Source organism: Limisphaera sp. 4302-co (assembly GCF_049537155.1).
GTDB lineage: Bacteria > Verrucomicrobiota > Verrucomicrobiia > Limisphaerales > Limisphaeraceae > Limisphaera.
Window position 1 is genome coordinate 60,844 of sequence record NZ_JBMVQZ010000015.1, and the last position, 24,506, is coordinate 85,349.

12 protein-coding genes, 2 tRNA genes and 3 rRNA genes are annotated in these 24,506 nt (G+C 65.4%); 11 read left to right on the forward strand and 6 right to left on the reverse strand.

The window, feature by feature from the left end; genetic code table 11:
• Positions 1 to 191 precede the first annotated feature (191 nt).
• Together ACPDIX_RS13610 and ACPDIX_RS13615 are read right to left on the reverse strand one after the other, a co-directional pair.
• Positions 192 to 2,237 carry a glycoside hydrolase family 172 protein gene (locus ACPDIX_RS13610; protein ID WP_423432352.1) on the reverse strand — a complete coding sequence of 682 codons (2,046 nt, stop codon included), beginning with the start codon at positions 2,235 to 2,237 and terminating at the stop codon, positions 192 to 194.
• Between the two features lie 143 nt (positions 2,238 to 2,380).
• Positions 2,381 to 4,507, reverse strand: coding sequence for a hypothetical protein (locus ACPDIX_RS13615; protein WP_423432353.1), 2,127 nt, complete (start codon positions 4,505 to 4,507; stop codon positions 2,381 to 2,383).
• A 275-nt stretch (positions 4,508 to 4,782) separates the two neighbouring features.
• Between ACPDIX_RS13615 and ACPDIX_RS13620 the strand changes: the two genes are divergently transcribed.
• The gene (locus tag ACPDIX_RS13620) at positions 4,783 to 5,502 is read left to right on the forward strand and encodes a class I SAM-dependent methyltransferase (protein WP_423432354.1); all 720 of its coding nucleotides are present in this window, start codon (positions 4,783 to 4,785) and stop codon (positions 5,500 to 5,502) included.
• A complete protein-coding gene (locus tag ACPDIX_RS13625) occupies positions 5,499 to 6,497 on the forward strand; it encodes a glycosyltransferase family 9 protein (protein ID WP_423432355.1) in 999 nt (332 codons plus the stop codon). The genes ACPDIX_RS13620 and ACPDIX_RS13625 overlap by 4 nt, the downstream gene beginning before the upstream one ends.
• A 43-nt stretch (positions 6,498 to 6,540) precedes the next feature.
• Here the strand turns inward: ACPDIX_RS13625 and ACPDIX_RS13630 are convergent, their stop codons facing one another.
• Complete coding sequence (locus ACPDIX_RS13630) at positions 6,541 to 8,043, reverse strand: sigma-54-dependent transcriptional regulator (protein ID WP_423432356.1); 1,503 nt, start codon at positions 8,041 to 8,043, stop codon at positions 6,541 to 6,543.
• Between the two features lie 357 nt (positions 8,044 to 8,400).
• On the opposite strand from ACPDIX_RS13630, the gene ACPDIX_RS13635 reads away from it, so the two are divergent.
• The 8 genes from ACPDIX_RS13635 (at position 8,401) to rrf (ending at position 17,621) form a co-directional block, all read left to right on the forward strand.
• On the forward strand, positions 8,401 to 9,846 hold the full coding sequence (locus ACPDIX_RS13635) for a 3-deoxy-7-phosphoheptulonate synthase class II (RefSeq protein ID WP_423432357.1): 1,446 nt from the start codon (positions 8,401 to 8,403) through the stop codon (positions 9,844 to 9,846).
• Complete coding sequence (gene larB, locus ACPDIX_RS13640) at positions 9,843 to 10,640, forward strand: nickel pincer cofactor biosynthesis protein LarB (RefSeq protein WP_423432358.1); 798 nt, start codon at positions 9,843 to 9,845, stop codon at positions 10,638 to 10,640. Before ACPDIX_RS13635 ends, larB begins: the two co-directional genes overlap by 4 nt.
• 19 nt (positions 10,641 to 10,659) lie before the next feature.
• Positions 10,660 to 11,973, forward strand: a complete 1,314-nt coding sequence (larC, locus tag ACPDIX_RS13645) for a nickel pincer cofactor biosynthesis protein LarC (RefSeq protein ID WP_423432359.1) — start codon at positions 10,660 to 10,662, stop codon at positions 11,971 to 11,973.
• Between the two features lie 420 nt (positions 11,974 to 12,393).
• Positions 12,394 to 13,949 (forward strand): 16S ribosomal RNA (locus ACPDIX_RS13650).
• 165 nt (positions 13,950 to 14,114) lie between these two features.
• A tRNA-Ala gene (locus ACPDIX_RS13655) sits at positions 14,115 to 14,190 on the forward strand.
• A 30-nt stretch (positions 14,191 to 14,220) separates the two neighbouring features.
• A tRNA-Ile gene (locus ACPDIX_RS13660) sits at positions 14,221 to 14,297 on the forward strand.
• A gap of 174 nt (positions 14,298 to 14,471) precedes the next feature.
• Positions 14,472 to 17,364: ribosomal RNA gene (locus ACPDIX_RS13665) — 23S ribosomal RNA — on the forward strand.
• Positions 17,365 to 17,505: 141 nt separating this feature from the next.
• A 5S ribosomal RNA gene (gene rrf, locus ACPDIX_RS13670) occupies positions 17,506 to 17,621 on the forward strand.
• Together the 16S, 23S and 5S rRNA genes with 2 tRNA genes alongside form the textbook arrangement of a ribosomal RNA operon.
• 1,960 nt (positions 17,622 to 19,581) lie before the next feature.
• On the opposite strand, the gene ACPDIX_RS13675 is transcribed toward rrf, so the two are convergent.
• Positions 19,582 to 20,982, reverse strand: a complete 1,401-nt coding sequence (locus tag ACPDIX_RS13675) for a glycosyl hydrolase (protein WP_423432363.1) — start codon at positions 20,980 to 20,982, stop codon at positions 19,582 to 19,584.
• A 47-nt stretch (positions 20,983 to 21,029) separates the two neighbouring features.
• A complete protein-coding gene (locus tag ACPDIX_RS13680; RefSeq protein WP_423432360.1) occupies positions 21,030 to 21,824 on the reverse strand; it encodes a 3-ketoacyl-ACP reductase in 795 nt (264 codons plus the stop codon).
• Positions 21,825 to 21,950: 126 nt separating this feature from the next.
• On the opposite strand from ACPDIX_RS13680, the gene ACPDIX_RS13685 reads away from it, so the two are divergent.
• Entirely contained in the window at positions 21,951 to 23,594 is a 1,644-nt protein-coding gene (locus ACPDIX_RS13685; RefSeq protein ID WP_423432361.1) for an L-lactate permease, read from the forward strand.
• Between the two features lie 92 nt (positions 23,595 to 23,686).
• Here ACPDIX_RS13685 and ACPDIX_RS13690 read toward each other — a convergent pair whose 3' ends face one another.
• Positions 23,687 to 24,436: a sulfite exporter TauE/SafE family protein gene (locus tag ACPDIX_RS13690; protein ID WP_423432362.1), complete on the reverse strand. Its 750-nt coding sequence runs from the start codon at positions 24,434 to 24,436 to the stop codon at positions 23,687 to 23,689.
• Positions 24,437 to 24,506: the final 70 nt, after the last annotated feature.

The following is a 24,506-nucleotide window of genomic DNA, read 5'->3' on the forward strand; positions in this document are numbered from 1 at the left end:
CTGCCCTCCCGTTCCAACCGCTCCGCATCATCCGTGCCCAGTTAAGGGTGGCCGTCGCCCGGCGGCAATCCTTTTGGCAACTCCGCCCGGCCGTGCCCCGGCGGCGGGTTCTGCGGATCGCGTTTCCCACGGGACTCTCTGCGGACCTGCCGGCCCGAGGCCGGCCCACGCAGGGCGGGGAGGCCGGTTGCTCATGGAGAGGTCGCGTTCGCGTTTGCCGGCGAAGATGCGGCGGGCGTGAGCTTCACGTAATCGAGCCCGAACATGTAGGCGGGCAGGGCGTCGGGGTGTTTCCCTGTGATTCCCACCGTCAACACGTGTTGTCCGGCCTCCAACGCATGGACGCCCAGTTCGATGAGTTCGGTGGGGACGACACGGGGATCGTAAAGGTCCACCTCTTCGCCCACGGGACGACCGTCCAAGCGGAAGCGCACGACGCCATAGTCACGCGCGCGGGTCAGTCGCACAGCGACGGCATGGGAACCGTTGGTGGCCACCGGCAACTCCAGGTCGAGTCGGGCTCCGGGGCGGCCTTCGATCCACCACAACTGCGCGTCGTGGCTCCACTGATCGCCCCAGCCGCTCATGTCCTGGACCACGGCGCGGCCCCCGGTGCAGGAGAGGACCTTGAGCTGTTCGCCCTCAACGGCCCCGGGAATCTCGGGATAAACGAATGCCCGGGCGTATCCGACCCGCTGCTCCACCGGGGCCAGCGCGTAGGGATCGTAACCGCCGGGTGCGAGGTACCAGTAAGCCGTGGCAGCGTAAAGCGTGGGGCGGGTGTTGGGGAAATACTTTTCAAGGTACACCTCCAGGGACTCCTGGAAAGGCACCTGATCGGCCACGTGCCAGCGATTGACGGATATGTGGCCCTTGTTGTTGCCGTCGTTGCGCGTTTGATTGTGGAAGGCGTGTTGGAAAAGGTCCGGACAGCACCAGGCATAGCCAAAATAGTCTTCCGAGCCCGTGCCGAAGATCGAGGGGAACGTCTCGCCATCGACGAAAAATTTTTCGTCGCCTTCGCCCCACCAGGCGCCCCGCGGGTTCCACACGTGCAACATCACGCCCACATAACGGCCCCGGCCGGCGGTCTTGAGCACCGGCCAGTCCAACCAGCGTTCCGGTTCGGTGGGCAGGAACTCGTCGCGATGCCACTTGGCATGGAAGCGGCCGTAGGCCGCCCCACCACGGCGCAACCGCTCGGTGGTGACTTCCAGGGTCACCGACCGCGCCACGCGACCCTCGTTCATCAGTCGCAATTCGAAGGAACGATCGAACGGCATGAACCAGTTGGCGTAGAACCAACTGTCCTCCGTCAGTCCGCAGGGCAGGGAGCGGTAGGTGTTCAAACCGGGGGCCGTGCCGAAGAAATCCCCCAGCGGCGTCCAAACGGCCGGCCGATCCTCTCCGTCCCAGGTGATCTCCAGGGTCAACTCACGCAGGGCCGCTTCCGCTTCATGGGCCGGCAACGCGTCGATTCGCGCACGAATCAGCGTGATGGCGCCGGGACCGCTCCGGCGGATGGTGTGGTGGTCGCCCGGCCCGAGCGTTCCCTCGAAGCGGTCGTGACCGATCGGGTCCCGCGGTGTGCGCGGGCCGCATTCGCGCAGCCGGCGGTCCATTTCGTCCAACGCAGCCGCCTCCTCGGGGTCCAGGTTCATGCGAAAGGTCGGGACCCTGGTCCCTTCGGGAAACAGGGTGTAGGTGAAATGGTAGTAATCGCCCCATCCATCCTCGGCCACGATCCTGCACGATTTCTGGAACGGGATGGGCGTGTAGTTGTTCCAGCCCATGGCGGCCCGGTGGACCAGGGCCTTTCGATGGAACGGCGGATGCCTGCCGTCGAAATACGCCGCAAACGGCAGGTCCACAGCCGGCTCGGTTTCGTCGTCGAGGTAAATGCGGACCCGACCCTCCTTTGGCGTGGCCGACCACATGCGCCAGATGACGCCGGGCCCTTTCATCTCCGCCAGCACCTGAAGATTACCCTCTCGCCGGATGAAACCGTGCCCGTCGGCGTTGGCGTCCCATCCCAAATAGCGACCGCTGGCCTCGTCGTACCGACTGGTCCGGTCGTAGCTCGACCATTGTGCGGTGCGCTCGCCCTCCGGGGGCAGCGTGGCCAGGTGTTCCAAGTCGGCCAGCCGCTTCACCAGGTCGGCATAGCCAAATTGTTCTGCAGCCGGAGCCATTGCGAGACCCCCTGCCGTCAGACAGATCGTCAGGAGCTTTTTCATAGGCAACATGGCAACTCCTGATTGTGCGGACCGGCGTGCCCGTCCGATTCCCTTCTCCGCCGCGGCCGGCTCATTTCGGGGACGCGTCCACAGGGGCTGTGAGGCCGGCCGGGATGGGCCTGTTTTGGGTCGCCCCTCCGCGGTCAGGATCCGGTTTTTTCCTTCGCGGGAAGTGGCATCGGCTGCACGTGTGCCGCAAACTTTCCCGGCTCGGGCTCGAGTTCTGCCGCGTGGGGCCCGGGTGTTGTTGAGTCCCGGGTCCCGGGCATGTCCATCGGGCAGGACGCAGGTCGTGCAGGCTGCGCCGGGGAGCTCGGAGACGCCTTGGTAACTTCCAAGCCGGCTGATCCTTCCGGGTGGGGTCGCTCTGCGGAAGGTTCGGAAACGGGCGCAGCCGGCGAGGGGACGGCCGGGTTTGCATGGAGTGGAACGGCCGGTGCCGGGGCGATCTCTTCGGCCGTCGGCGGGCCCGATGCGGGTGGTTGGGTTTCTGTCGCCGCGCGGTTGGCTTCGGCCCGGGTGGACTGCGCCGGGGCGGCGTCGGATGAGGGTGAGGATTCGGCAATGCCCTTTTCGCGGGGTCGGCTCGTGTAGACGCGGCGCAGATTCGAAGCCAGGATGCCGAGTTCCATGCGGTATTTCGCGACCGTGCGCCGGGCGATTTCGATGCCGCGTTGTTTCAGGATCCTGACGACCGCATCGTCGGACAACGGATGAGCCGGGTCTTCGTTGCGGAAGATCTCGGCGATCATCTCCTTGACGCTGGTGTTGGACAGGTCGGAGCCCGTCGCGGTGCGGATGCCGGTGCTGAAGAAGTATCGCATCTCGAAGAGGCCCCGCGGCGTTTGCATGTACTTGCCGTTGACCGCCCGGCTGACGGTGGTCTCGTGAACGCCCACCGCCTCGGCCACGGCCGCCATGGTGAGGGGTTTGAGGTGCGAGGGTCCCTTCTCGAAGAAGTCTCGCTGCCGTTTGACGATCTCGCGGGCGATGTTCAGGATGGTCTCCTGCCGCTGGTGGATGCTCCGGATCAGGAACTTGCCTGCGCGGATCTTGTCGCGGATGAAGTTCCGGGCCTCCAAGAAGGCCGCTTTTTCCATGATCTGCGCCTGGGCGACTTGAAGCGCCTGCCGCTGCGCGCGGGTCAGATCCGGAAACTCGCCGATTTGTTTGAGCCGCTGGAGGGCGATCTGGTCCTGGTCGGACCGGATGGCCTCCATGGCCTGCTCCAGCAAGGGCCGGATTTCCTGCGGACAGCCCTCGAACGCACGTGCCAGCGCCACGGTGTCCACGGCCGAACGGCTCATCAGGTCGCGGTAGGTGGGGCTGATTCGCAGGCGGGGGAGATAATCCTGGTTGGCGGTGACCACGTAGTCGTCGCCGACCTTCTGGACGAACACTTCCGGCACGACGTAGAGTTCGGCCTCCGAAGCATACGCACGGCCGGGGCGCGGATCGAGTCGTGCAATCCGCCGGAGGGCTTCCTGCACTTCCTCGATTGTCGCGCCGGTGACCCGGGAAAGTTCGGGGATCTTCCGCCGGGCCAGCAGGTCCATGTGATCGCGGATCAGACGGTATTCGAGGCTGTTCTGTTGTCCGGCACGTTCCAGTTGCAACAGGAGACACTCCTGCAGATTACGCGCGGCCACACCGGGCGGTTCCAGGCTCTGGATCACCCGCAGCACGCGTTCGACATGCTCGGGCGTGGTGCGGGCTTCCGCCGCGATCTCCTCGATCGTGGCCGTGAGATACCCGCGTTCGTCCACGTTGCCGATGATGAGCTCGCCGACGGGGTAATCCGCCTCCGAAAGGTCCGACTCCCGCATTTGTTCCAGCAGGTCCTGTTGCAGCGAGGGACTGGCCACCAGAGAGTCGAACATGAACTGGCGCCGCTCCTCGTCTTCAGGGGTGACCCGCTGCGTCAGTTGGGTTTCCTGGAAGTGTTCCCGCCATTCCTGGTCCAGTTGCAGGAGCCGCTCCAGCTCGGCTTGGAAATCGTCCACAGGCTCGCCGGGGCGTTCCACCGTGGGATCGTATTGGACGTCCGGCGGTGGCTCCGCAGGGTCCAACTGGTCGAGTCGCGCGGCGTGCGCCTCCGCGGTTTCCGCCTCCGCGGCGCCCGGGGGGAGTTCTTCCAAGGCCGGGTTCTGCTGCAGCTCCTGCTCCACCAGGCTCTTGAGTTCAAGCAGGGGGGCCTGCAACAGTGCCAGCGACTGCTGCAGTTGCGGTGCCAGGATCAGCGACTGGGTCAGCCGCTGAGAAAGATGCATCCCCTGAGCCATGCTTTGTCCGAACACTAACAGCGGTTCCACGGCCTCTCAAGTTTTATGTCCCCGGTCTGCAACGTGCTCGCGTCACTCCGCGCCGGGCCGGGTCGGGTCTGGCGGACCTTTACAGCGTGGCGCATGCCCGCCTAACCTGCCGGGCAACGGACCCGGGTGCGGGTGGAAGCCGCGGGAGTCGCGAGTTCCCGTGCGGGGGAAGGTCCGGGTTCGGTGCCTCACCTGCACGTTCACCCGGGGGCGAGTCTCCCGGCACTGGCTTCATGAACTGGCGCTGGCTCAGACCCTGGCCGTGGCTGGACACACGGGCCGCGTTCGTCGCCGCCACACCGCGCGGCGGCGCCCTGCTCGACCTCGGCTCCTCCGACGGCGAGACGCTCCGGCACATGGCCGAACTCCGGCCGGACCTGCGGTTCCATGCCGTGGACAAGGCCGGCCTGCCCGAGCGCTACCCGGCCGGATGCGCGTTCGTGCGGGCTGACTTGGAACGCGACCCGTTGCCCTGGCCGGACGCCACGTTCGACGCCATCACCTGCATGCATTTGGTCGAACACCTGCAACGCCTGGACCGGCTGCTGAACGAGGTCGCCCGCCTGCTCAAACCGGGCGGGCGCGTGTACTTCGAAACCCCCCATCCCAAGACTCTTCACCTCCCTTCTGCGCGGACGTTTGCCCCGGCCGTGAACTTCACACTCAACTTCCACGACGATCCCACGCACGTCCGGGTGGTGACCGTCGCCGAACTGACACGCGAGCTGGAACAGCGCGGCCTGGTCATCCTGGGCGCCGGGATTTCGCGCAACTGGCTCTTCGCGCTGAGCCACTGGCTGCTGCGCTGGGGGCCACCCACCCGGCAACGCCTGACCGCTTGCGTGCATTGGCTGGGATGGTCGGCCTGGGTGGCCGCGCAGCGACCCTCACACGTTGCGCCCGCCGCCCGTGCCGTGCCGCCCCAACGCCCACACGCTGCCTCGCCGCCATGAAACCCAGGCTGCTGGTGCTGGAACTCTGGGGATTGGGCGACCTGGTCATCGCCGGCAGATTCCTGCAGGCGGCGTCCGAACGCTTCGATGTCACCCTGGTGTCCAAGCCGTTCGGCAGCGAATTGCAGCCACGGCTCTGGCCCGGCGTGCGGGTGCTGGCCGTGGTGGCGCCCTGGACGGCCTTCCGGGGCAAGTACAGGTTCTGGACATGGCCGTGGCGGCGGCTCATCGGCATGACCCGTCAACTCCGTCGCGAACGCTTCGACGTGGGCGTGTCCGCCCGTTGGGATCCACGGGACCATCTGTGGCTGCGCCTGGTCGGTGCCCGGGAACGGCTCGGGTTCCCGCGCCTCGGCAGTCAACGTTGGTTGACCCGGCCCCTTGCGTTGCCGGATCCGGAAGCGCACCGCTATGACTACTGGCGGCAGGTGGGGCGCGCGCTCGGACTGGAGCTGCCGCCGCGCGAACGACTCGTTCCAACCCGCCGGCCTGCAGACCGTGCCATCCTCGTTCATACCGGTGCAGGGCAGCCCGTGCGCGTCTGGCCGCTGGACCGCTACCGCGAACTGGTTCGCCGGCTCCGCGCCAGGGGCTGGCAGGTGCGCGTGGCCTGTGACCCGCCACAGACCGAATGGTGGAAACGAGCTGGAGAAGCGGATGTGGCCACCCCTCAAACCGTGTCCGCCCTTCTGGAACTCATCGACGCGGCTTCCGTATTCATCGGGAACGATTCCGGCCCCGGCCATCTGGCGGCGGTTTGCGGCCTGCCCACGTTCACCCTGTTCGGTCCGCAACTGCCCGAATGGTTCGCACCCCTCCATCCGGCTGCTCGCTGGGTCGATGGCAAACCGTGCCCTTTCAAACCCTGCTTCGACTACTGCCGCTGGCCCCGGCCCGTCTGCCTGGAGGGACTTTCACTCGAAGAGGTCTGGTCGGCGTTGCAACGTTTCCTTGCCGAGGTTGCCCCGCAGCCGGACCGGCACGGGTCGGCCTGAGCCCGGCAGGCGACAGGTGGCGCCAGGGCCCGGCCGTTCGCACCTATTCCACCCTCAGCTCGCGGCGGATGCCGAATTTCTCGATCCGTTTGCGCAAGGTGGCCCGCGTGATGCCCAGCAACCGTGCCGCGCGCATCTGGTTGTCGCGCGTTTCCTTCAGCGCCTGGACGACCAACTCCCGTTCCACGGCCGGCAGGACCTTCCGATCCGGATGCCGTCGTGCCCACTGGAACAGTCGCTGCGCCAGCCGCACGACCTCCTCCTCCTCCGATCCACCCGTGCCTTGCTCGGCGCCGACAGCAGCGGCTGCGCCCGTCGAACCTCCGGCCGGTCGCGCTTCCGCTCCCGCGGCCGGGCGGACCGCGCCGCCGCTTCCGGTGACCTCCGGCGGAAGGTCCCCCGGGAGAATGGCCTCCCCTTTCGCCATGACCGACGCGCGCCGGAGGACGTTTTCTAGCTCCCGCACATTGCCCGGCCAGTGATAGCCTTGGAGCGCCTCCAAAGCCGCCGCCGTCATGGACTTCGGCGCCTGGTTCTGCTCCCGCGCAATCCGGCGCAGGAAGTATTCGACCAACAGCGGGATGTCCTCCTTGCGTTCCCGCAACGGCGGCAGATGAATCCGCACCACGTTCAGCCGGTAGAACAGGTCCTCCCTGAACTGGCGCGCTGCCACCATCTCTTCCAAGGGCCGGTTCGTCGCTGCCAGGATCCGTACATCCACCTGCAGGGTCTGGTTGCCACCCACACGCTCGAACCGGCCCGTTTGCAACACGCGCAGGATCTTGGCCTGCGTGGCCAGGCTCATGTCGCCGATCTCGTCCAGGAACAACGTTCCCCGGTGGCACTGCTCGAACTTGCCGATGCGCTGCTGGGTGGCGCCGGTGAACGCGCCGCGCTCATGCCCGAACAGTTCGCTCTCCAACAGTCCCTCCGGAATGGCCGCGCAATTGACAGCCAGAAAAGGTTGATCGGCGCGCCGGCTGTGCTGGTAGATCGCCCGGGCCACCAGTTCCTTGCCCGTCCCGCTTTCACCGGTGATCAGCACGGTGGCGTCCGAACCGGCAAGCTGACCGATCAGCTTGAACACCTGCTGCATGGGCTCGCTGCGACCCACCAGTCCGAGAGTGTCCTCATCGGTGGAGCCTTCCGGCCGGATGGCCACCGTCTGCCGCATGTCCCGGGCCGCCTTCAGCCCCTGTTCGATCGCCGCCCGCAGTTTGGCCACGTCGAACGGCTTCAACAGGTAATCGTAGGCCCCCAGCTTCATTGCCTCGATGGCCGTCTGCGTCGTGCCGTAGGCGGTCATCAGGATCACCAGCAGGCGCGGATCGGTCTGGCGAATCCGCCGCAGGGTCTCCAGCCCGCTCAGCCCCGCCATGCGGATGTCCATCACCACCAGGTCGGGCTGTACCTTGGGAATGAGACGCAGGGCCTCCTCACCGCTGGCGGCCTCCCACACCTCCAGATCCGGTCCCTCGAACAGGCGCCGGAACGAGTACCGCACGTCCGCCTCGTCATCCACCAACAACAACTTCCTGGCTCCCATACACCGAGCGTTAACATAGACGACCTGCCGCGCTGCTCCAGCAGGAAAACCTGCCCCGTGGCCAACAGCCGGCGTGCGCGGCTTTCCCCATGCCGGAAAGTCGCCAGGAGCGCTCCCGCGCCCTCGGCGGATGAATCCGGGCCGCCCGGTTCCGGGGCCTGCGGGGCCGGGGCGCTTGTCGTTCGGCTCCGGCGGGAAATGAAGCCGCCACCCGGTCACCGGGGAAAACTCCGTCGGCCAAGCGACGGCACGCACAAGTTCGCGCCGGTACCGGACGAGATGAAGGCCCGCTTCTGCCCACATCGCTGCCTCACTTGCACTGGCGCCATCTTTGCGGCAGGCTCACCCCCGCAAGGCATGGGCCCGCAGACGCAACCGCAGGATTGGCAGCCCGACAGTTGGCGGCGCAGACCCGCCCGCCAGCAGCCGGAGTACCCGGACCCCGCCGCGCTCGAATCGGTCCTCCGTCAACTCCGGCAACTGCCACCGCTGGTCAGCAGCTACGAAATCGAGAACCTCAAAAGCCAGCTGGCGGCTGCGGCTCGCGGCGAACGTTTCCTCCTGCAGGGTGGCGACTGTTCCGAGACCTTCGCCGATTGCGAGTCCTCCATCATCGCCGCCAAGCTGAAGATCCTTCTGCAGATGAGTCTGCTCATCGTGCACGACGCGCGCATCCCGGTTATCCGCGTCGGGCGCTTCGCCGGCCAGTACGCCAAGCCACGATCCGCCGACACCGAGATCCGCAACGGCCGGGCCCTGCCGGTCTATCGCGGCGACCTCGTCAACCGCCCGAATTTCGATCCGCGCGATCGGACGCCGGATCCGGAACTCCTCCTGCGCGGGTACGAACGTGCCGGGCTCACAATCAATTTCATCCGCGCCCTGATTGACGGCGGGTTCGCCGATCTGCACCACCCGGAGAACTGGACCCTCAGTTTTGCGCGTGCCACCCCGGTGGCCGAGGCCTATCAGGAACGCGTCCGCGCGGTTGCGGATGCCATCGGCTTCATCGAAACCCTCACCGGCGGCGTGTCCATTCCCCAGCTCCAACGCGTGGATTTCTTCACCAGTCACGAGGGCCTCCACCTCTCCTACGAACAGGCTCTCACGCGGCAGGTCCCGCGCCGCCCGGGCTGGTACAACCTGGGGACCCACTTTCCGTGGATCGGCAATCGTACACGCGATCCCGACGGCGCGCACGTCGAGTATTTCCGCGGCATCCGCAACCCCGTCGCCGTCAAAATCGGGGCGCCGATCACCCCGGACGAACTCCTGGCCCTGTGCGAGCGACTGGATCCGCACCAGGAACCCGGCCGGCTTGCCCTCATCACGCGTTTCGGCGCTGATGAGGTCGTCTCCGGCCTGCCTCCGTTGATCGAAACCCTGCAAAAACGCGGCCGGCGCGTCCTGTGGGTGTGTGACCCGATGCATGGCAACACCGAAATCACCCCTGCCGGCGTCAAAACCCGCCGGTTCGAACGCATCCTGCGTGAACTCGAGCTCACCGCCCAAATTCTTCAGGATGCCGGCCTGCCCCTGGGCGGGGTCCACTTCGAACTCAGCGGGGAGGACGTGACCGAATGCATTGGAGGTGCCTGTGGCCTCACCGAGGCCGATCTGACCCGCGCCTACCGCAGCCCGGTGGACCCGCGCCTCAACTACGAACAATCGCTCGAAATGGCTCTTCACCTGGCCCGGCTGTTGCAGCGGCGCACCCGGACCTCCGTCTCCTTTGCCCCGCGCAGCGGCCCCGGCCCGGCCGCTCCCCACGCCGCGTCACCCGCCCATTCCGACCCATCATGACCACCCAGGAAGCCATCCAATTGTTGGAGGCCTTCCGCGCCCGTCGCATCGGGCGCGAAGAGGTCCTGCGCGCATTCCAAATCGCTCCCCTGGCCGACCTGGGTTTTGCCCGGGTGGATCTTCACCGCGGACTTCGCCAGGGGTTTCCCGAGGTCATCTTCGGACAGGGCAAGACGCCCCGGCAGGTCGTCGCGATCGCCGAAACCCTCCTCCGTCAGGGCGAACGCGTGCTGGCCACGCGACTGACGGCCGATCACGCCCGCTTGCTGCGCCGCCGGTGGAAACACGCCGTGTGGCACGAGGCAGCCCGGTGCGTCACCATTGACCCGAACCCGCTGCCCAAACGCCCCGGCACCATCGCCGTGGTCAGCGCCGGGACCAGCGACCTGCCCGTGGCGGAGGAGGCGGCCGTGACCGCCGATGTCATGGGCAACCAGGTCCAGCGCATCTACGACGTGGGCGTGGCCGGCCTGCACCGGTTGCTGGGCCGGCTCGAGGACCTTCACCGCGCCCACGTCCTCATCGTCGTGGCCGGCATGGAAGGCGCGCTGCCCAGCGTCGTGGGGGGACTCGTGAATCGCCCGATCATTGCCGTGCCCACCAGCGTCGGTTACGGAGCCCATCTGGGCGGTCTGGCCCCGCTGCTGGCCATGCTCAACAGCTGCGCCAGCGGAATCACCGTCGTGAACATTGACAACGGATTCGGCGCCGGCTTCGCCGCCAGCCAGATCAACGCCTTGGTCGCCGAGCAGATCACCCGTGCGACCGAAGAACCACCGCGGCGAGAATCATAAGCCAAACTCCTTCTGAAGAATGGACGTCCTTTACCTCGACCTCTTCAGCGGCATCAGCGGCGACATGCTCCTGGGCGCCCTGTTCGACCTGGGCGCCGAGCCCGTACGGGTCGAAGCCGAACTGCGCAAGCTCCCGCTGGGCCCCTGGCACTGGCACGTGCACCGCGACAGCCGCGAGCACATCGCCGGCTGCCGCGTGGAGGTCCATGCCGCGCCCGCGCATCCGGACCCCGCGCACGGCGCGCCACCCCGTGCACACGTTCATCCGCATGCTGATGCGCAACATCATGAGCACCGGTCATTCGCCGAAATCCGGCGCCTGATCGAAGAAAGCCCGCTGGCCCCGTGGGTCCGCGAGCGCGCCCTGGCCTGGTTCCGCCGCATCGCAGAGGCCGAGGCCCGCATCCACGGTCAGCCGGTGGAAACCGTCCACTTCCACGAGGTGGGTGCTGTGGATTCAATCGTGGACATCGTGGGCGGTTGCATCGCCCTCGACCTTCTGGGGCGGCCCCGCGTACTGGCCGGCCCCGTGGTGGACGGCACCGGCTGGATCGAGTGCGCCCACGGCAGGTTCCCCGTCCCGGCGCCGGCGACACTCGCCATCCTCGGAGCCCGCGGTGTGCCCATAAGTCAGTGTGAAGAACCACATGAGCTTGTCACCCCCACCGGCGCGGCCTTCCTGGCCGAGTTCGTCGAGGAGTTCGGGCCCATGCGCAACCTGGTGGCGCGGCGCATCGGCCACGGGCTGGGGCATCGCACACTCCGCACCCGGCCCAACGTGCTGCGGGCCGTTCTCGGAAGCTGTGCCTCGGCCGTCGGGGGGCCGCCCGCGCCCCATGACTGGGAACACGACGAGGTCGCGGTTCTGGAGACCAACCTCGACGACACAACGGGGGAGCAGCTGGGCGCGTTCATGGAAGCGGCGCTGCAGGCGGGCGCGCTGGATGTCTTTTACGTGCCCGTGCAGATGAAAAAGCAGCGTCCCGGCGTGTGGCTGACCCTCCTTTGCCCGCCCGGCGAGGCGGACCGTTTCACCGAGCTCATCCTGCGCGAGACCTCGGCGTTGGGTGTGCGGCGCAGCGTACGGGAACGCCGTAAATTGCGCCGCCAGATCATCGAAATCGCCACCGCATACGGCACCGTCCGGGTCAAAGTGGGGCTGCTCGACAATCGGGCGGTGCAGGTCAAACCCGAGTGGGACGATTGCGTTCGGTGCGCTCGGGATCGGAACGTCGAACCGCGTGTGGTGTGGCAGGCTGCCCTGGCCGGGGCGTCGCCGATGGTTGCGCAAGTGACTGCGGCCCATGCGGCAACGCAGCGAAAAAATTTTTGAAAAAAACCTCTTGCGCGGTCATGGCGCACTGCGTATGGTTTGCCGCGTTCTTTGCGAGGATGCCCCCGAACCCGGGGTGAAAGTCCGGCAGGACCTTGCGAAAGCGGGGTCGAAAAAAGCAAAAAAACCTGTTGACACCTGCCGGGCGGGAAAATACATTCTGAGGCGAAATTCGACGGCTGCGCAGAGCCGGTTCGAGAGGGCGAACACGGCGCGCGGCATTGTCGTCTGCGGCAGGCAACCAGGCTGCAGAACCGGATTTTGAGGGTTGGCAAGCAACCCGGCGTTCTTTGAGAGTTGAATTGTGCGACAAGTGCGAGCCCCTCTGGGGCCGGCCGGCAGGTGGTCGGCCACGGAGTTTTAACCGAAACGGCACCCGGTCCTGCGGGACCGGATGCGGAATCAGACCTGCGTGTTTTTGACACGGAGAGTTTGATTCTGGCTCAGAACGAACGCTGGCGGCGTGGATAAGACATGCAAGTGGAACGCTGGTTGTCGGGTAGCAATATCCGGCGACCGGAGTCGCAAACGGGTGAGTAACACGTGGGTAATCTGCCGCGAAGACCGGTATAACCCGCCGAAAGGTGGGCTAATTCCGGATGTGGTCCTGCGGGGGCATCCCTGCGGGATTAAAGGGTGGGGACCGCAAGGCCTGCCGCTTCGCGAGGAGCCCGCGGCCTATCAGCTAGTTGGTAGGGTAACGGCCTACCAAGGCTAAGACGGGTAGCTGGTCTGAGAGGACGACCAGCCACACTGGGACTGAGACACGGCCCAGACACCTACGGGTGGCAGCAGTCGAGAATCTTCCGCAATGGGCGAAAGCCTGACGGAGCGACGCCGCGTGGGGGATGAAGGGCTTCGGCTCGTAAACCCCTGTCATCCGCGACCAAACCCACCGGCCGAACAAGCCGGTGGCTGATGGTAGCGGAAGAGGAAGGGACGGCTAACTCTGTGCCAGCAGCCGCGGTAATACAGAGGTCCCGAGCGTTGTTCGGATTCACTGGGCGTAAAGGGTGCGTAGGCGGTCGGGCAAGTCTGACGTGAAATCCCGGGGCTCAACCCCGGAACTGCGTCGGAAACTGCCCGGCTAGAGGGTTGGAGGGGGGACCGGAATTCTCGGTGTAGCGGTGAAATGCGTAGATATCGAGAGGAACACCGGTGGCGAAGGCGGGTCCCTGGACAACCCCTGACGCTGAGGCACGAAAGCTGGGGGAGCAAACAGGATTAGATACCCTGGTAGTCCCAGCCCTAAACGGTGCACGCTTGCCGTGGGCGGATTCGACCCCGTCCGTGGCGCAGCTAACGCGTTAAGCGTGCCGCCTGGGGAGTACGGCCGCAAGGTTAAAACTCAAAGAAATTGACGGGGGCCTGCACAAGCGGTGGAGTATGTGGCTTAATTCGATGCAACGCGAAGAACCTTACCTGGCCTTGACATGCACGTGGTAGGAGCCCGAAAGGGTGACGACCCCGCAAGGGGAGCGTGCACAGGTGCTGCATGGCTGTCGTCAGCTCGTGTCGTGAGATGTTGGGTTAAGTCCCGCAACGAGCGCAACCCCTGCGTCCTGTTGCCACCCGGCCGAAAGGCCGGAGCACTCTGGACGGACTGCCTCGCTTCAACGAGGAGGAAGGTGGGGATGACGTCAAGTCAGTATGGCCCTTATGGCCAGGGCTGCACACGTACTACAATGCCCGGTACAATGGGAAGCGATACCGCAAGGTGGAGCAAATCCCCAAAAACCGGGCCCAGTTCAGATTGTCGGCTGCAACTCGCCGGCATGAAGCTGGAATCGCTAGTAACGGCGCATCAGCTACGGCGCCGTGAATACGTTCCCAGGCCTTGTACACACCGCCCGTCACACCACGAAAGCCGGCTGTGCCCGAAGTCGCCCTCCGGGGTGCCGAAGGCATGGCTGGTGATTGGGGTGAAGTCGTAACAAGGTAGCCGTAGGGGAACCTGCGGCTGGATCACCTCCTTTCTACGGAGATCAAGGGTCCCGGCTGCGGCCGGGATTCCGAAGGTCGAACCTCCGCTGCGGCGGGGGAATCGGGTTCGGCGCTTGTCGCACAATCCAGCCCTCAGAGGACGCCGGGTGCCACCGGCGTCCGGGGGTCGCACGACCCGAGGGTGGCTCCAACCGCGTGGGGCTGTAGCTCAGTTGGTAGAGCGGCAGCTTTGCAAGCTGTAGGTCAGGAGTTCGAGTCTCCTCAGCTCCACCAAGCTGCACAGCCGCCCGGGCCCGCGCCGACGGGCGTGTAGCTCAGTTGGTTAGAGCATGCGCTTGATAAGCGCAGGGTCACTGGTTCAAGTCCAGTCACGCCCACCATCGCGGTCACGGATTTGTCCGGTCCTTTCCGACCCGCTCGCAGGGCGGGGTGGAAATGGTTGACCGAACGTTCTTTGAAAACTGCGCATAGTGTCATCAGGGCAGATTCCAGTTCGCCGAGTCCTCCTTGAGGAGATCCGGGTGACCGGATTCCCGCAAGGGGCCAGACTTTGCGATCAAGCTACAAAGGGCTTGGGGTGAATGCCTTGGTGCCAGGAGGCGATGAAGGACGTGGCAAGCTGCGATAAGCCCCGGGGAGCCGCAAGCAGGCGTTGATCCGGGGATCTCCGAATGGGGCAACCCGACCGGGGTAACACCCGGTCATCACCGGATGAATGCATAGTCCGGTGAGGCGACACCCGCTGAAGTGAAACATCTCAGTAAGCGGAGGAAAAGAAACCGAACGGGATTCCCTGAGTAGTGGCGAGCGAAAGGGGAACAGGCCAAACCGGGGGGACTTGTCTCCCCGGGGTAGCGGGACCTCCACAAGGGGATGAGCCAAAGGTTAGCCGAACGCTCTGGAAAGGGCGGCCATAGACCGTGACAGCCGGGTAGGCGAAAACCCGAGGCCCCCCGGAGGGATCCCAAGTAGCACGATGCACGTGAAACTTCGTGCGAATCCGCCCGGACCACCGGGTAAGCCTAAATACTCCCTGGCAACCGATAGTGCACCAGTACCGTGAGGGAAAGGTGAAAAGAACCCCGATGAGGGGAGTGAAACAGAGCCTGCAACCCCATGCCTACAAGGTGTCGGAGCCGCCGCAAGGCGGTGACGGCGTGCCTTTTGCATAATGAGTCCGCGAGTTATTGTCCGCGGCGAGCCTAAGGCCCTCAGGGCCGGAGGCGAAGCGAAAGCGAGTGCGAACAGCGCGTTCAGTCGCGGGCAATAGACCCGAAGCGGAGGTGATCTACCCTTGGGCAGGCTGAAGCCTGGGTAACACCAGGTGGAGGGCCGAACTCGTGGATGTTGAAAAATCCTGAGATGACCTGAGGGTAGGAGCGAAAGACTAATCAAACCCCGTGATAGCTGGTTCTCCCCGAAATCGCTTGAGGGCGAGCGTCGGGCCAGTACCCGGAGGAGGTAGAGCACTGAATGGCTTAGGGGGCCCACCAGCCTACCAAAACCAATCAAACTCCGAATGCCTCCGGTTCCATTACCCCGGCAGTCAGGCTACGAGCGATAAGGTCCGTGGCCGAGAGGGCAACAGCCCAGACCACCGGCTAAGGTGCCTCAAGGCGGTTTAGTGGAAAGGATGTGACGTCGCTTAGACAGTGAGGATGTTGGCTTAGAGGCAGCCATCATTTAAACAGTGCGTAACAGCTGACTCATCGAGCGATGTCGCGCCGAAAATGATTGGCGATCAAACCGCCTACCGAAGCCGTGGATCCCCGGCCGGCACGCCGGCCGGGGGTGGTAGGGGAGCGTGACCGGTGCTGTGAAGCGGGAGGGAGACCGACCGTGGAGCGCCGGCCAGTGAGAATGCGGACACGAGTAGCGATAAACCGGGTGAGAATCCCGGTCGCCGTAAACCCAAGGTTTCCTGGGCCAGGTTCGTCCGCCCAGGGTTAGCCGGGAGCTAACACGAGGCCGTAAGGCGTAGTGGATGCACAGCAGGTTAAATATTCCTGCGCCGGGCAAGGAGTTGGCCTGAGGGGGACGCATGGGAAGGTGCCGGCTAGGCAATCGAATGCTGAGCTTAGGCTTCGGCCGAAGCGCACCGGTGCCGACCGTGCCGAGAAAAGCCCTCAGGTGCGCCTTGTCCGCCCGTACCGGAAACCGACACAGGTGGGTGGGTGTCAATGCACTCAGGCGCGCGAGAGAAACCTCTCTAAGGAACTCGGCAAATTGGCCCCGTAACTTCGGGAGAAGGGGTGCCCCCCGGGACCGCCGCAAGGCGGGTTCGGTGTGGGCCGCAGTGAACGGCGCTTGGCGACTGTTTAACAAAAACACAGCTCTCTGCGAAGTCGTGAAGACGACGTATAGGGAGTGACACGTGACCAATGCGGAAAGATGAAAGCGCTCGGTTAGCCGCAAGGCGAAGCCGCGCGCCTAAGTCCCCGCGAATGTCGGCCGTAACTATAACGGTCCTAAGGTAGCGAAATTCCTTGTCGGGTAAGTTCCGACCTGCACGAATCGTGTAACGACCGAGCGACTGTCTCGGAGAGGTTCTCGGCGAAACTGTAATGGCGGTGAAGATGCCGCCTGCCCGCAGTAGGACGGAAAGACCCTATGCACCTTTACTGTAAGCTCGTATTGGGTTCTGGTTGGCGCTGCGTAGCGTAGGTGGGAGGCTTGGAAGCGGGGGCTTCGGTTCCCGTGGAGCCGTCAATGAAACACCACTCTGCGCCAATTAGGATTCTAACCCCGACCCGTGAAGCCGGGCGGGGGACAGTGCGAGCGGGTCAGTTTGACTGGGGCGGTTTCCTCCCAAAAGGTAACGGAGGAGCGCGAAGCTCGGCTCAGCACGGTTGGCAACCGTGCGGTGAGGGCATGGCCAGAAGCCGGGTTAACTGCGAGACCTACAAGTCGAGCAGGTGCGAAAGCAGGCCCAAGTGATCCGGCGGTTGAATGTGGAATCGCCGTCGCTCATCGGACAAAAGGTACGCTAGGGATAACAGGCTGATCGGGCCCAAGAGTTCACATCGACGGCCCGGTTTGGCACCTCGATGTCGGCTCATCGCATCCTGGGGCTGGAGAAGGTCCCAAGGGTCCGGCTGTTCGCCGGTTAAAGCGGTACGCGAGCTGGGTTCAGAACGTCGTGAGACAGTTCGGTCCTTATCCACTGTGGGCGCAGGAGGCCTGAGGGATTCCTTCCCTAGTACGAGAGGACCGGGAAGGACGCACCTCTGGTGTGGCAGTTGTCCCGTCAGGGGCAGCGCTGCGTAGCCATGTGCGGAAGAGATAAGCGCTGAAAGCATCTAAGCGCCAAGCTCCTCCCAAGATGAGGCCTCCCGGACCGCAAGGTCCCTGAAGACCCCCGGAAGACTACCGGGTTGATAGGCCAGACGTGTAAGCGGAGCAATCCGTTCAGCCGACTGGTCCTAATCGGTCGTGCGGCTTGATCGTTTATCCGCCCCTCATGCGGATGAACGATTTCGGCTCGGCGTATGGTTCTCCCCTGACCACTGTGCGCAGTTTTCAGAGAACGGCTCTTTCCCAGCAGCTTTGGCGGCGTCCGGACATCCCCGGACGAATCCCAACGGATTTCCTGGTGGCCATGAAGCGGTGGAACCACCCGTTCCCATTCCGAACACGGCCGTGAAACGCCGCATTGCCGATGGTAGTGGTTGTCGAGCTTCCGCGAGAGTAGGTTGCTGCCAGGAGTTTCTCTCAGAAAACGGCCGGAGTCCCGTAACTCCGGCCGTTTTCATTTCGATCCGCGTGGATGACGGGTGATCGAACGGTCGGCCCCATCCGACCCGCAACCTGACGTTCGAAAGTCCCCTTTTCTCCCCCGGATGCGCACGGTCCACGCAGGGGTCGGAAGCGCGGCACGATCGTCTCGTTGTGAGTGCACCCTCGACCGGGAATCAACCGCGGCGGAGGCTCGCGCGGGATCGTTTGGACGACCGTCGGCCTGCCGGACCGGGCCGGGATACGGCCATTCGAACCCCCGCACGGCCGGGGCATGTCCGGACGCATGCACGGCCGAAGCGGCACGTGCGCGGCGCCCGTTTGCGCGTGTCTGCCCGGGTGAGAGATCGTTCCTCTGGTTCAGGCCAAGGGCGGGTTTTGCAGGATAACGCCGGATGAGGCGGCGAGCGAAAGGACCGTGCGCGGGTTTTTCCATCGGTCTTGGCAACTTCACTTCGACCGGCGGCTGATCGGGCGGGCGCAGCGCGCGGTCGGAGGCGGGAATCCAGCTGGAGTTGGAAGCGACGGGATTTCCGATCGGTGGAACGTCGCAGCCTGGAAAAGCGCCGCGGCAATTGAGTGCGCGTTCCTCGATCCAAGAGCCGGGGCAACGCGTCGCCTGTCGCGCGCACGGCTGGCGACCCGGAGGGTGAGAGGGGCAGGAAGCCTCCGGCGAAGCGGTCCGTGAGAAAAGCTGCCGACGGAGAACGCACTGTCACTGTCTTGGGCAATACGAACGCCGCTGCGCAACATTCGCGCGGCCCCGGTGCCTTGGGCGGAAGCGCGGAAGCAGGTTGGTGCGGTTTCTGAAGCCGCGACTCGCGGGAGAGGCAGGTGGCTGTTTCGAGTGGCTGGATGAACACAACATTTCAGCAGGTTCAACATCGCTGGCGGGTTTCATTCGGTGCCCTTTCCGATCGCCATCGCTTGGTTCCCCGACGAGACCATCCGGGGTCTTTCGAGCGTCACGTACAGCCGTTGGGGCAGCGGTTTCGGCTCCTGGCGGAGACCCTCCGAAGATATGCCTTCCCGGCATGGCGCATCTGAGGTGCCAGCCCGTTGGGCGATGGTTTCCAGACCGGCCGTCGGTCAGGGACCCGGGGCCGGGTCCTTTTGCCGAGAACGAGGAGCGTTTGCCGGGTCCGCAGCCCGCCCGACCTTTTGCCGGTGCCGGGTTGCAAGCCCGCGCGAAGCCTCCATCGAATCTGGCAGGCCGTGAGGAGCCGTTGCCGGTGGCAAAAACCGATGGGAACGGGCCGTTTGAGCCCGTCAGTCTCGACGCCCCGGCGGTGGTTGAACAGCGTCCCGGGGCTTCGGGATGTACCGCAAGGCCTTTCGGGAGGGGGCTTGCGCCGGCCCGCGTTGGACAGGAAGCCGCGTGCGGTCCCCGTTTTAGAGCGTGGAGAGGACCGGTCCGACGGGCTTGGACACCCCTTTGTTCGGCACCTCGCGGTAGGGCCTGTTGCGTTTTGATCCGGAGCTGGGGAGGCGGGGAATCGAGGTCGGAGTGCTTGGGGAGGGGCGAGCTTGGGGCCGGCGCGCGTCCTGCACTGCCGGCGCCGGACATGCCGGCACAAACGGGAGCGACAGCGATGTGGCGCTTTTGGTGCGGTTTCCTGCCGTTGCGTTGGGCGGTTGGGGGACGGTTCAGGTGACGCGGTGGGCAGGACCCATGTCCAAGCAGCGATGGTCACCCGGTTTCACGGTGTTCTGCTTGCCAACGGCATCGGGGGTGTTCCACCGGGACCGGAAACGACCTCGGGTGCGGGGGAGAAGCCCGACTGCCTCGCCCCCGGGTTATGGGCGAAGGGGGATTCGTCCCGGCTGGACCGGCCCGCGGTCCGGGCTGGCGGACTTTCGACTGCGTTTCCCCGAAGACTCTCGTGTGGGCTTGCGCGGTCCCGTCCCGGGCGGCCGCGAGCGGTGTTTCTATGACGGGAGCACGCCGCTGAAGAAGGTGGGGTAGACCTCGCCGCGGGCTTCGCGCAGGATGAGGAGGGCGAGCTCGCGCGCGTGATAATCGCCCCACATGGAACTTTCGCCGTTGGGCACTTTCTGGCCGCGTGGCACGTGGTCCCATCCGTTGGGCCTGTGGTAGACCGAGTGGAGGATCAGCCCTTGGTGGCGTGGATCCGTGCTGAGATAGGGTTCGCGGAAGAGGGTGCGGGCGATGGTGAGGGCGGCCTGGCGGTACTTGCGGCCGCGCGCCGCCTGGTTGTGGGCCAGGAGATAGTTGCCCAGGCGCAGGAGCCCTTGTGCGGCGATGGCGGCAGCCGAACTGTCCACCGGCTCCCACGGGTTGAACGGATCGGATGGGCGATCGAGGTAATCGGCGGGCAGCCGGTGCAGGTTGGGCGCGCCGGTGTCCCACATGGGGACGCCGTCGGCGCAGCAGTGTGCCAGGTAGAAATCGGCGGTGACCGTGGCTCCGCGCAGCAGCTTTTCGACGAACGCGTCACGTCCGCCGACGGCGGCGAAGTCATCGTCCGGGGCCCGGACGCCGGCGTGGAAGAACTCGAGTTGTTCGGCGCAACCCAGCAGTGCCCAGGCCAGGCCGCGTGTCCAGGTGGTGAAGGGCGAGAAGCCCTGCTGGGAGTTGGGGCATCGGAACACGCCGCTGGCGGTGTTGAAGACGGCCTCGTGGGCGACTCGTCCGGGTACGTCATAGGCGTCGCGGCCCTCGCCGTAGTAAACGTTGTAGCGGAGGGTGTTCCAGGCGTGATGGACGAGCCGTTCCATCAGGGAGATGCGCCGGTCCTGTTCGCCCATGAGGACGTGTCCGAGCGCGTGGGCGACGCCCAGCACGCGCAGGGACCGGATGGTGTCCACGAAAAGGGAATGGGGTCCGTTGAAGCTGTGGATGAATCCGGTGCCGTCTGCCAGGCGGGTCCATCGCGATGCCTGGATGGCTCCGCTGACCTTGAGGGCCAGCTCGTAAAAGGCCTTTTCGTTGGGGTCGGCGGGGATTTTCCCCTCGTGCATGAGGCGGAGGAGCTGGCCGTAGGTGGAGATGTTGTTGAACCCGTGGTCGTGCACGCCGATGTGCGACAGGTGCGGTGCCATGCGTTCGAAGGTGCCGCGCCGGCCGATTTTCAGGAACCGGTCGTCGCCCATGGCATCGAACTGCAAGAGGGCTGAACCGTACTGGAACCCCTGGGTCCACTCCGTCCAACCTCGGGTGGTGTAGCGGCCTTTGACCGTGAAGACCGGCGTGCCGCGTTCGGGCGCCCAGGTGGCCTCGAGCGAAAGGATTTTCTGAGCCGACAGTTCGAAGAGTTTTTCGATGTCGGGAACGAGTTGGCGACTGGTGAGTCGGTTGTCGATTTTCAGGGCCATGATGCTGTTTTCGGGTGGTGGTTGTGAAGGTGTGCAGCCGATCAGAGCCGGTGAAGGTGGAACCCGCCGTCCACGTTGAACACCTCCCCGGTGCTGAACGGAAAGAGGTCCTGTGCGATGGCCGCCACGGCGCGGCCGATGTCCTCGGGTGTGCCCCAACGGCGGATGGGGGTAAGCCCATCGGCGATGAGCTTGTCGTACTTTTCCCTGACGGCGGCCGTCATGTCCGTGGCGATGACGCCCGGGCGGATCTCATAGACGCCGATGCCGTGGTCGGCCAGGCGCACGGCGAACAACCGGGTCATCATGGAGAGGGCCGCCTTGCTGAGGCAGTAATCGCCGCGGTTGACGGAAGCGGTGTAGGCTGAGATGGAGGAGATGATCACGATTTTCGGGCGCGGCTGTTCGGGGGGGGCCGATTGAACCTGTTCGATCATCCAGCGGGCGGCGGCCTGGGTGAGGAAGTAGGGGCCCTTGAGATTGATGGCCAGCACACGATCGAAACTTTCCTCGGTTGCCTCGAGGATGTCGGCCCGGAGGGAGGGTGCCACGCCGGCGTTGTTCACCAGCAGGTCGAGCCGGCCGAAGTTGGAGCGGGCAAAGTCCAGCAGGCGCTGGCGATCTTCCGCGCGGCTGATGTCGGCCTGACAGGGCTCGGCCCGGATCTGGTGGCCGGCGGCGCGTGCGGTTTCCCTGCAAGCCCCGGCGGTTTCTGCCGCCGCGTCGGCGCGTCCGGCGTAGTTGAGCACCAGGTCGTGCCCCAGCCGCGCCAGGGCCAGTGCGATGCCGCGGCCGATCCCGCGCGATGCACCCGTGATCAAGGCGACGCGATTCATGGGCCGCAGCATAGGGAAGGAGTCTGCCCGGGGGAAGTCCGGCAGAAGCGACTTTTCCGCGTGGGTGGAGGGGTTGGCACCGCCGGCTTGACGCGGGGTGGGCGATCGGTTTTGAAAGGGAGTTCGATGGCCCCGGACACGGTCTGGATGCAGCGGTACACGCCGTGGGGCGGATTGTGGGGTTCGGCCTTGGTGGCGGCGGTGCCGCTGGTGTTGTTGTTGGTGTGGCTTGGTGTTTTTCGGGCGCGTGCCATGCGTGCGGCGTTGGTGGCGCTGGTGATGGCGGTGGGGCTGGCGGTCGGGGTCTATGGCATGCCGGCGCGCATGGCGGGCATGGCGGTGTTGTATGGTGGGGCGTTTGGCCTGTTTCCGATCGGTTGGGTGGTGTTGCATGCCATGTTTCTCTACCGGGTGTCTCTCGAGACCGGCGGATTTGACGATTTGCAGCGGCGTTTGGCGGGGATTTCGGCCGATCGGCGGATTCAGGCGTTGCTGGTTGCGTTTTGTTTCGGGGCATTTGTGGAAGGGTTGGCCGGCTTTGGTGCGCCCGTGGCGGTAACCGGAGCGTTGATGATCGGCCTGGGTTTCCGGCCATTGGAAGCGGCCAAGCTGGCGTTGATCGGGAACACGGCTCCGGTGGCGTTCGGCTCGGTGGGGATTCCGATCGTGACATTGTCGCGGGTGACGGGGTTGGACGAGCTGGCCCTGAGCGCCATGGTGGGGCGGCAGTTGCCGTGGGTGGCGATGGTGGTTCCATTTTGGTTGGTGGGGGCCCAGGCCGGCTGGCGCGGACTGCGCGAGGTGTGGCCGGTGTGTGCGGTCAGCGGCGGCACGTTCGCGGTGCTGCAGTTTGTCGTGAGCAATTACCACGGGCCGTGGCTGGTGGACATCGTGGCCGGATTGGGCAGTTTGTGTGTCACGCTGATGTGGTTGCGGGTGTGGTCGCCTCGGCGGATCGAGCCGGTCAACGGCGGGCGGCTGCGGGAGCCGGCCGCGCCGCGCCTGTCGACGGCCCGTGCGGTGTTGCCGTGGGGATGTTTTGCGGTGTTGGTGGCGGTGACGACCCTGGGACCGGTCCGGAGCGTGTTGGATGCGTTCGTGTCGTTCGAATGGACCGTGCCCGGCCTGCACGAGCGTGTTGTTCGCGTGCCGCCGGCGGTGGCGGAGGCCCATCCTGAACCGGCCGTGTACCGGTTGAATCTGTTGTCGGCCAGCGGCACGGCAGTGGGGTTGGCTGCGGTGTTGAGCGGGTGGGCCCTGGGATTGGGCCCGCGCCGGCTGTTCCGTTTGTACGTTGAAACCTTGCTTCGGGTGCGCGCCTCGCTGGCCACCATTGCGGTCATGCTGGCGCTGGCATTCGTGACCAGGTACAGCGGAAGCGACACGACGCTGGGTCTGGCGCTGGCGGCGTCAGGGCCGTGGTTTTCGTTCTTTTCGCCGTTGCTGGGTTGGCTGGGTGTGGCCCTGACGGGGAGCGACACCTCGTCGAATGTACTGTTCGGTCACCTGCAGAAGGTCACCGCCGAGCAGCTCGGTCTTTCGCCGGTGATGATGGCTGCGGCCAACAGCGCGGGCGGGGTGATGGGCAAGATGATTGACGCCCAGAGCATCGTGGTGGCCAGCGTGGCCACGGGTGGCCGGCCCGACAGCCCGGACGTGGGGAGGGTGTTGCGGGCGGTTTTCCTGCACAGTGTGGGGTTGGCCCTGCTGATGGCGGTGGTGGTCTGGGTCCAGGCCCGTTGGTTTCCGGGCGTGGTCCCCGGGTCGTGAGTGTGGCGGGACCGCAACGGACCGGCGGGCGGCGACGCTCTGCAGGGTGTCTGCGACCGGTGTGCGCGGGGTTGTACGGCCGGGAGGACCGTTCAGAATCGGAATTCGAAGATCAACTGCAGTCCGGTCAGGAAGATGGTGGCCAGGACGATGCGGCTGAAGAGTGTCTCGGAAAAACGACGGTTGAGCTTCACGCCGAGCCACACGCCCAGGGGGACCAGGGGAAGGTAGAGGAGGCTTTGGCCCAACGTGTGCGGAGTGATGACGCCGTTGGCAACGTAGAAGGGGACCTTGATCCAGTTGATCCACGTGAAGACGAGCGCGGTGGTGCCCACGTAGACCTCTTTGGGCAGACGCTGGGGAACCAGGAACATGCTGACCACGGGACCGGCCCCGTGTGCGAAGGTGGAGGTGAGTCCGGCTGCCAGGCCGAAGGGAAAGCCGATCCACAGATTGGGGCGGAACGCGCCTTCCACGCGCAGGATCCGGTCGCGCCCGACTTGATACAACACGAATCCCACGGCGATGAGGCCGATCGCCACGTTCAGTTCGCGGGCGGAGAAGCGGCCGACCCACTGGGCACCGAGGATTACGCCCGGGACCACGCCGGGCAGCAGGTGCCAGAGGTTGTGTGGCTCCCATTTGCGCCAGTAGTAGTAGAGCGAGAATGCGTCGCCCGCGCAGAGCAGCGGCAGCAGCATGCCCAGGGCGTCGCGGGGAGGGAAGGCCAGGGCACACAATGGGGTGGTCAACATTCCCAGGCCGCCGCCGAAGCCGGCCTTGGAGAGGCCGATGAACAGGACGGCCAGACCCGCAAGCAGATGGTTTTCCCACGAATCCACCGCAGTCGTTTAGGGGTTCGCCCGGCCGGTTGTCCAGTCTGGTTCCGGGCACGGATTGGGCCGCGTTCCG

Coding starts and splice junctions, on each gene's coding strand:
- ACPDIX_RS13610 (WP_423432352.1), bottom strand. CDS start 2,237: ATGAAAAAGCTCCTGACGATCTGTCTGACGGCAGGGGGTCTCGCAATG.
- ACPDIX_RS13615 (WP_423432353.1), bottom strand. CDS start 4,507: ATGCATCTTTCTCAGCGGCTGACCCAGTCGCTGATCCTGGCACCGCAA.
- ACPDIX_RS13620 (WP_423432354.1), top strand. CDS start 4,783: ATGAACTGGCGCTGGCTCAGACCCTGGCCGTGGCTGGACACACGGGCC.
- ACPDIX_RS13625 (WP_423432355.1), top strand. CDS start 5,499: ATGAAACCCAGGCTGCTGGTGCTGGAACTCTGGGGATTGGGCGACCTG.
- ACPDIX_RS13630 (WP_423432356.1), bottom strand. CDS start 8,043: ATGGGAGCCAGGAAGTTGTTGTTGGTGGATGACGAGGCGGACGTGCGG.
- ACPDIX_RS13635 (WP_423432357.1), top strand. CDS start 8,401: ATGGGCCCGCAGACGCAACCGCAGGATTGGCAGCCCGACAGTTGGCGG.
- larB (WP_423432358.1), top strand. CDS start 9,843: ATGACCACCCAGGAAGCCATCCAATTGTTGGAGGCCTTCCGCGCCCGT.
- larC (WP_423432359.1), top strand. CDS start 10,660: ATGGACGTCCTTTACCTCGACCTCTTCAGCGGCATCAGCGGCGACATG.
- ACPDIX_RS13680 (WP_423432360.1), bottom strand. CDS start 21,824: ATGAATCGCGTCGCCTTGATCACGGGTGCATCGCGCGGGATCGGCCGC.
- ACPDIX_RS13685 (WP_423432361.1), top strand. CDS start 21,951: ATGGCCCCGGACACGGTCTGGATGCAGCGGTACACGCCGTGGGGCGGA.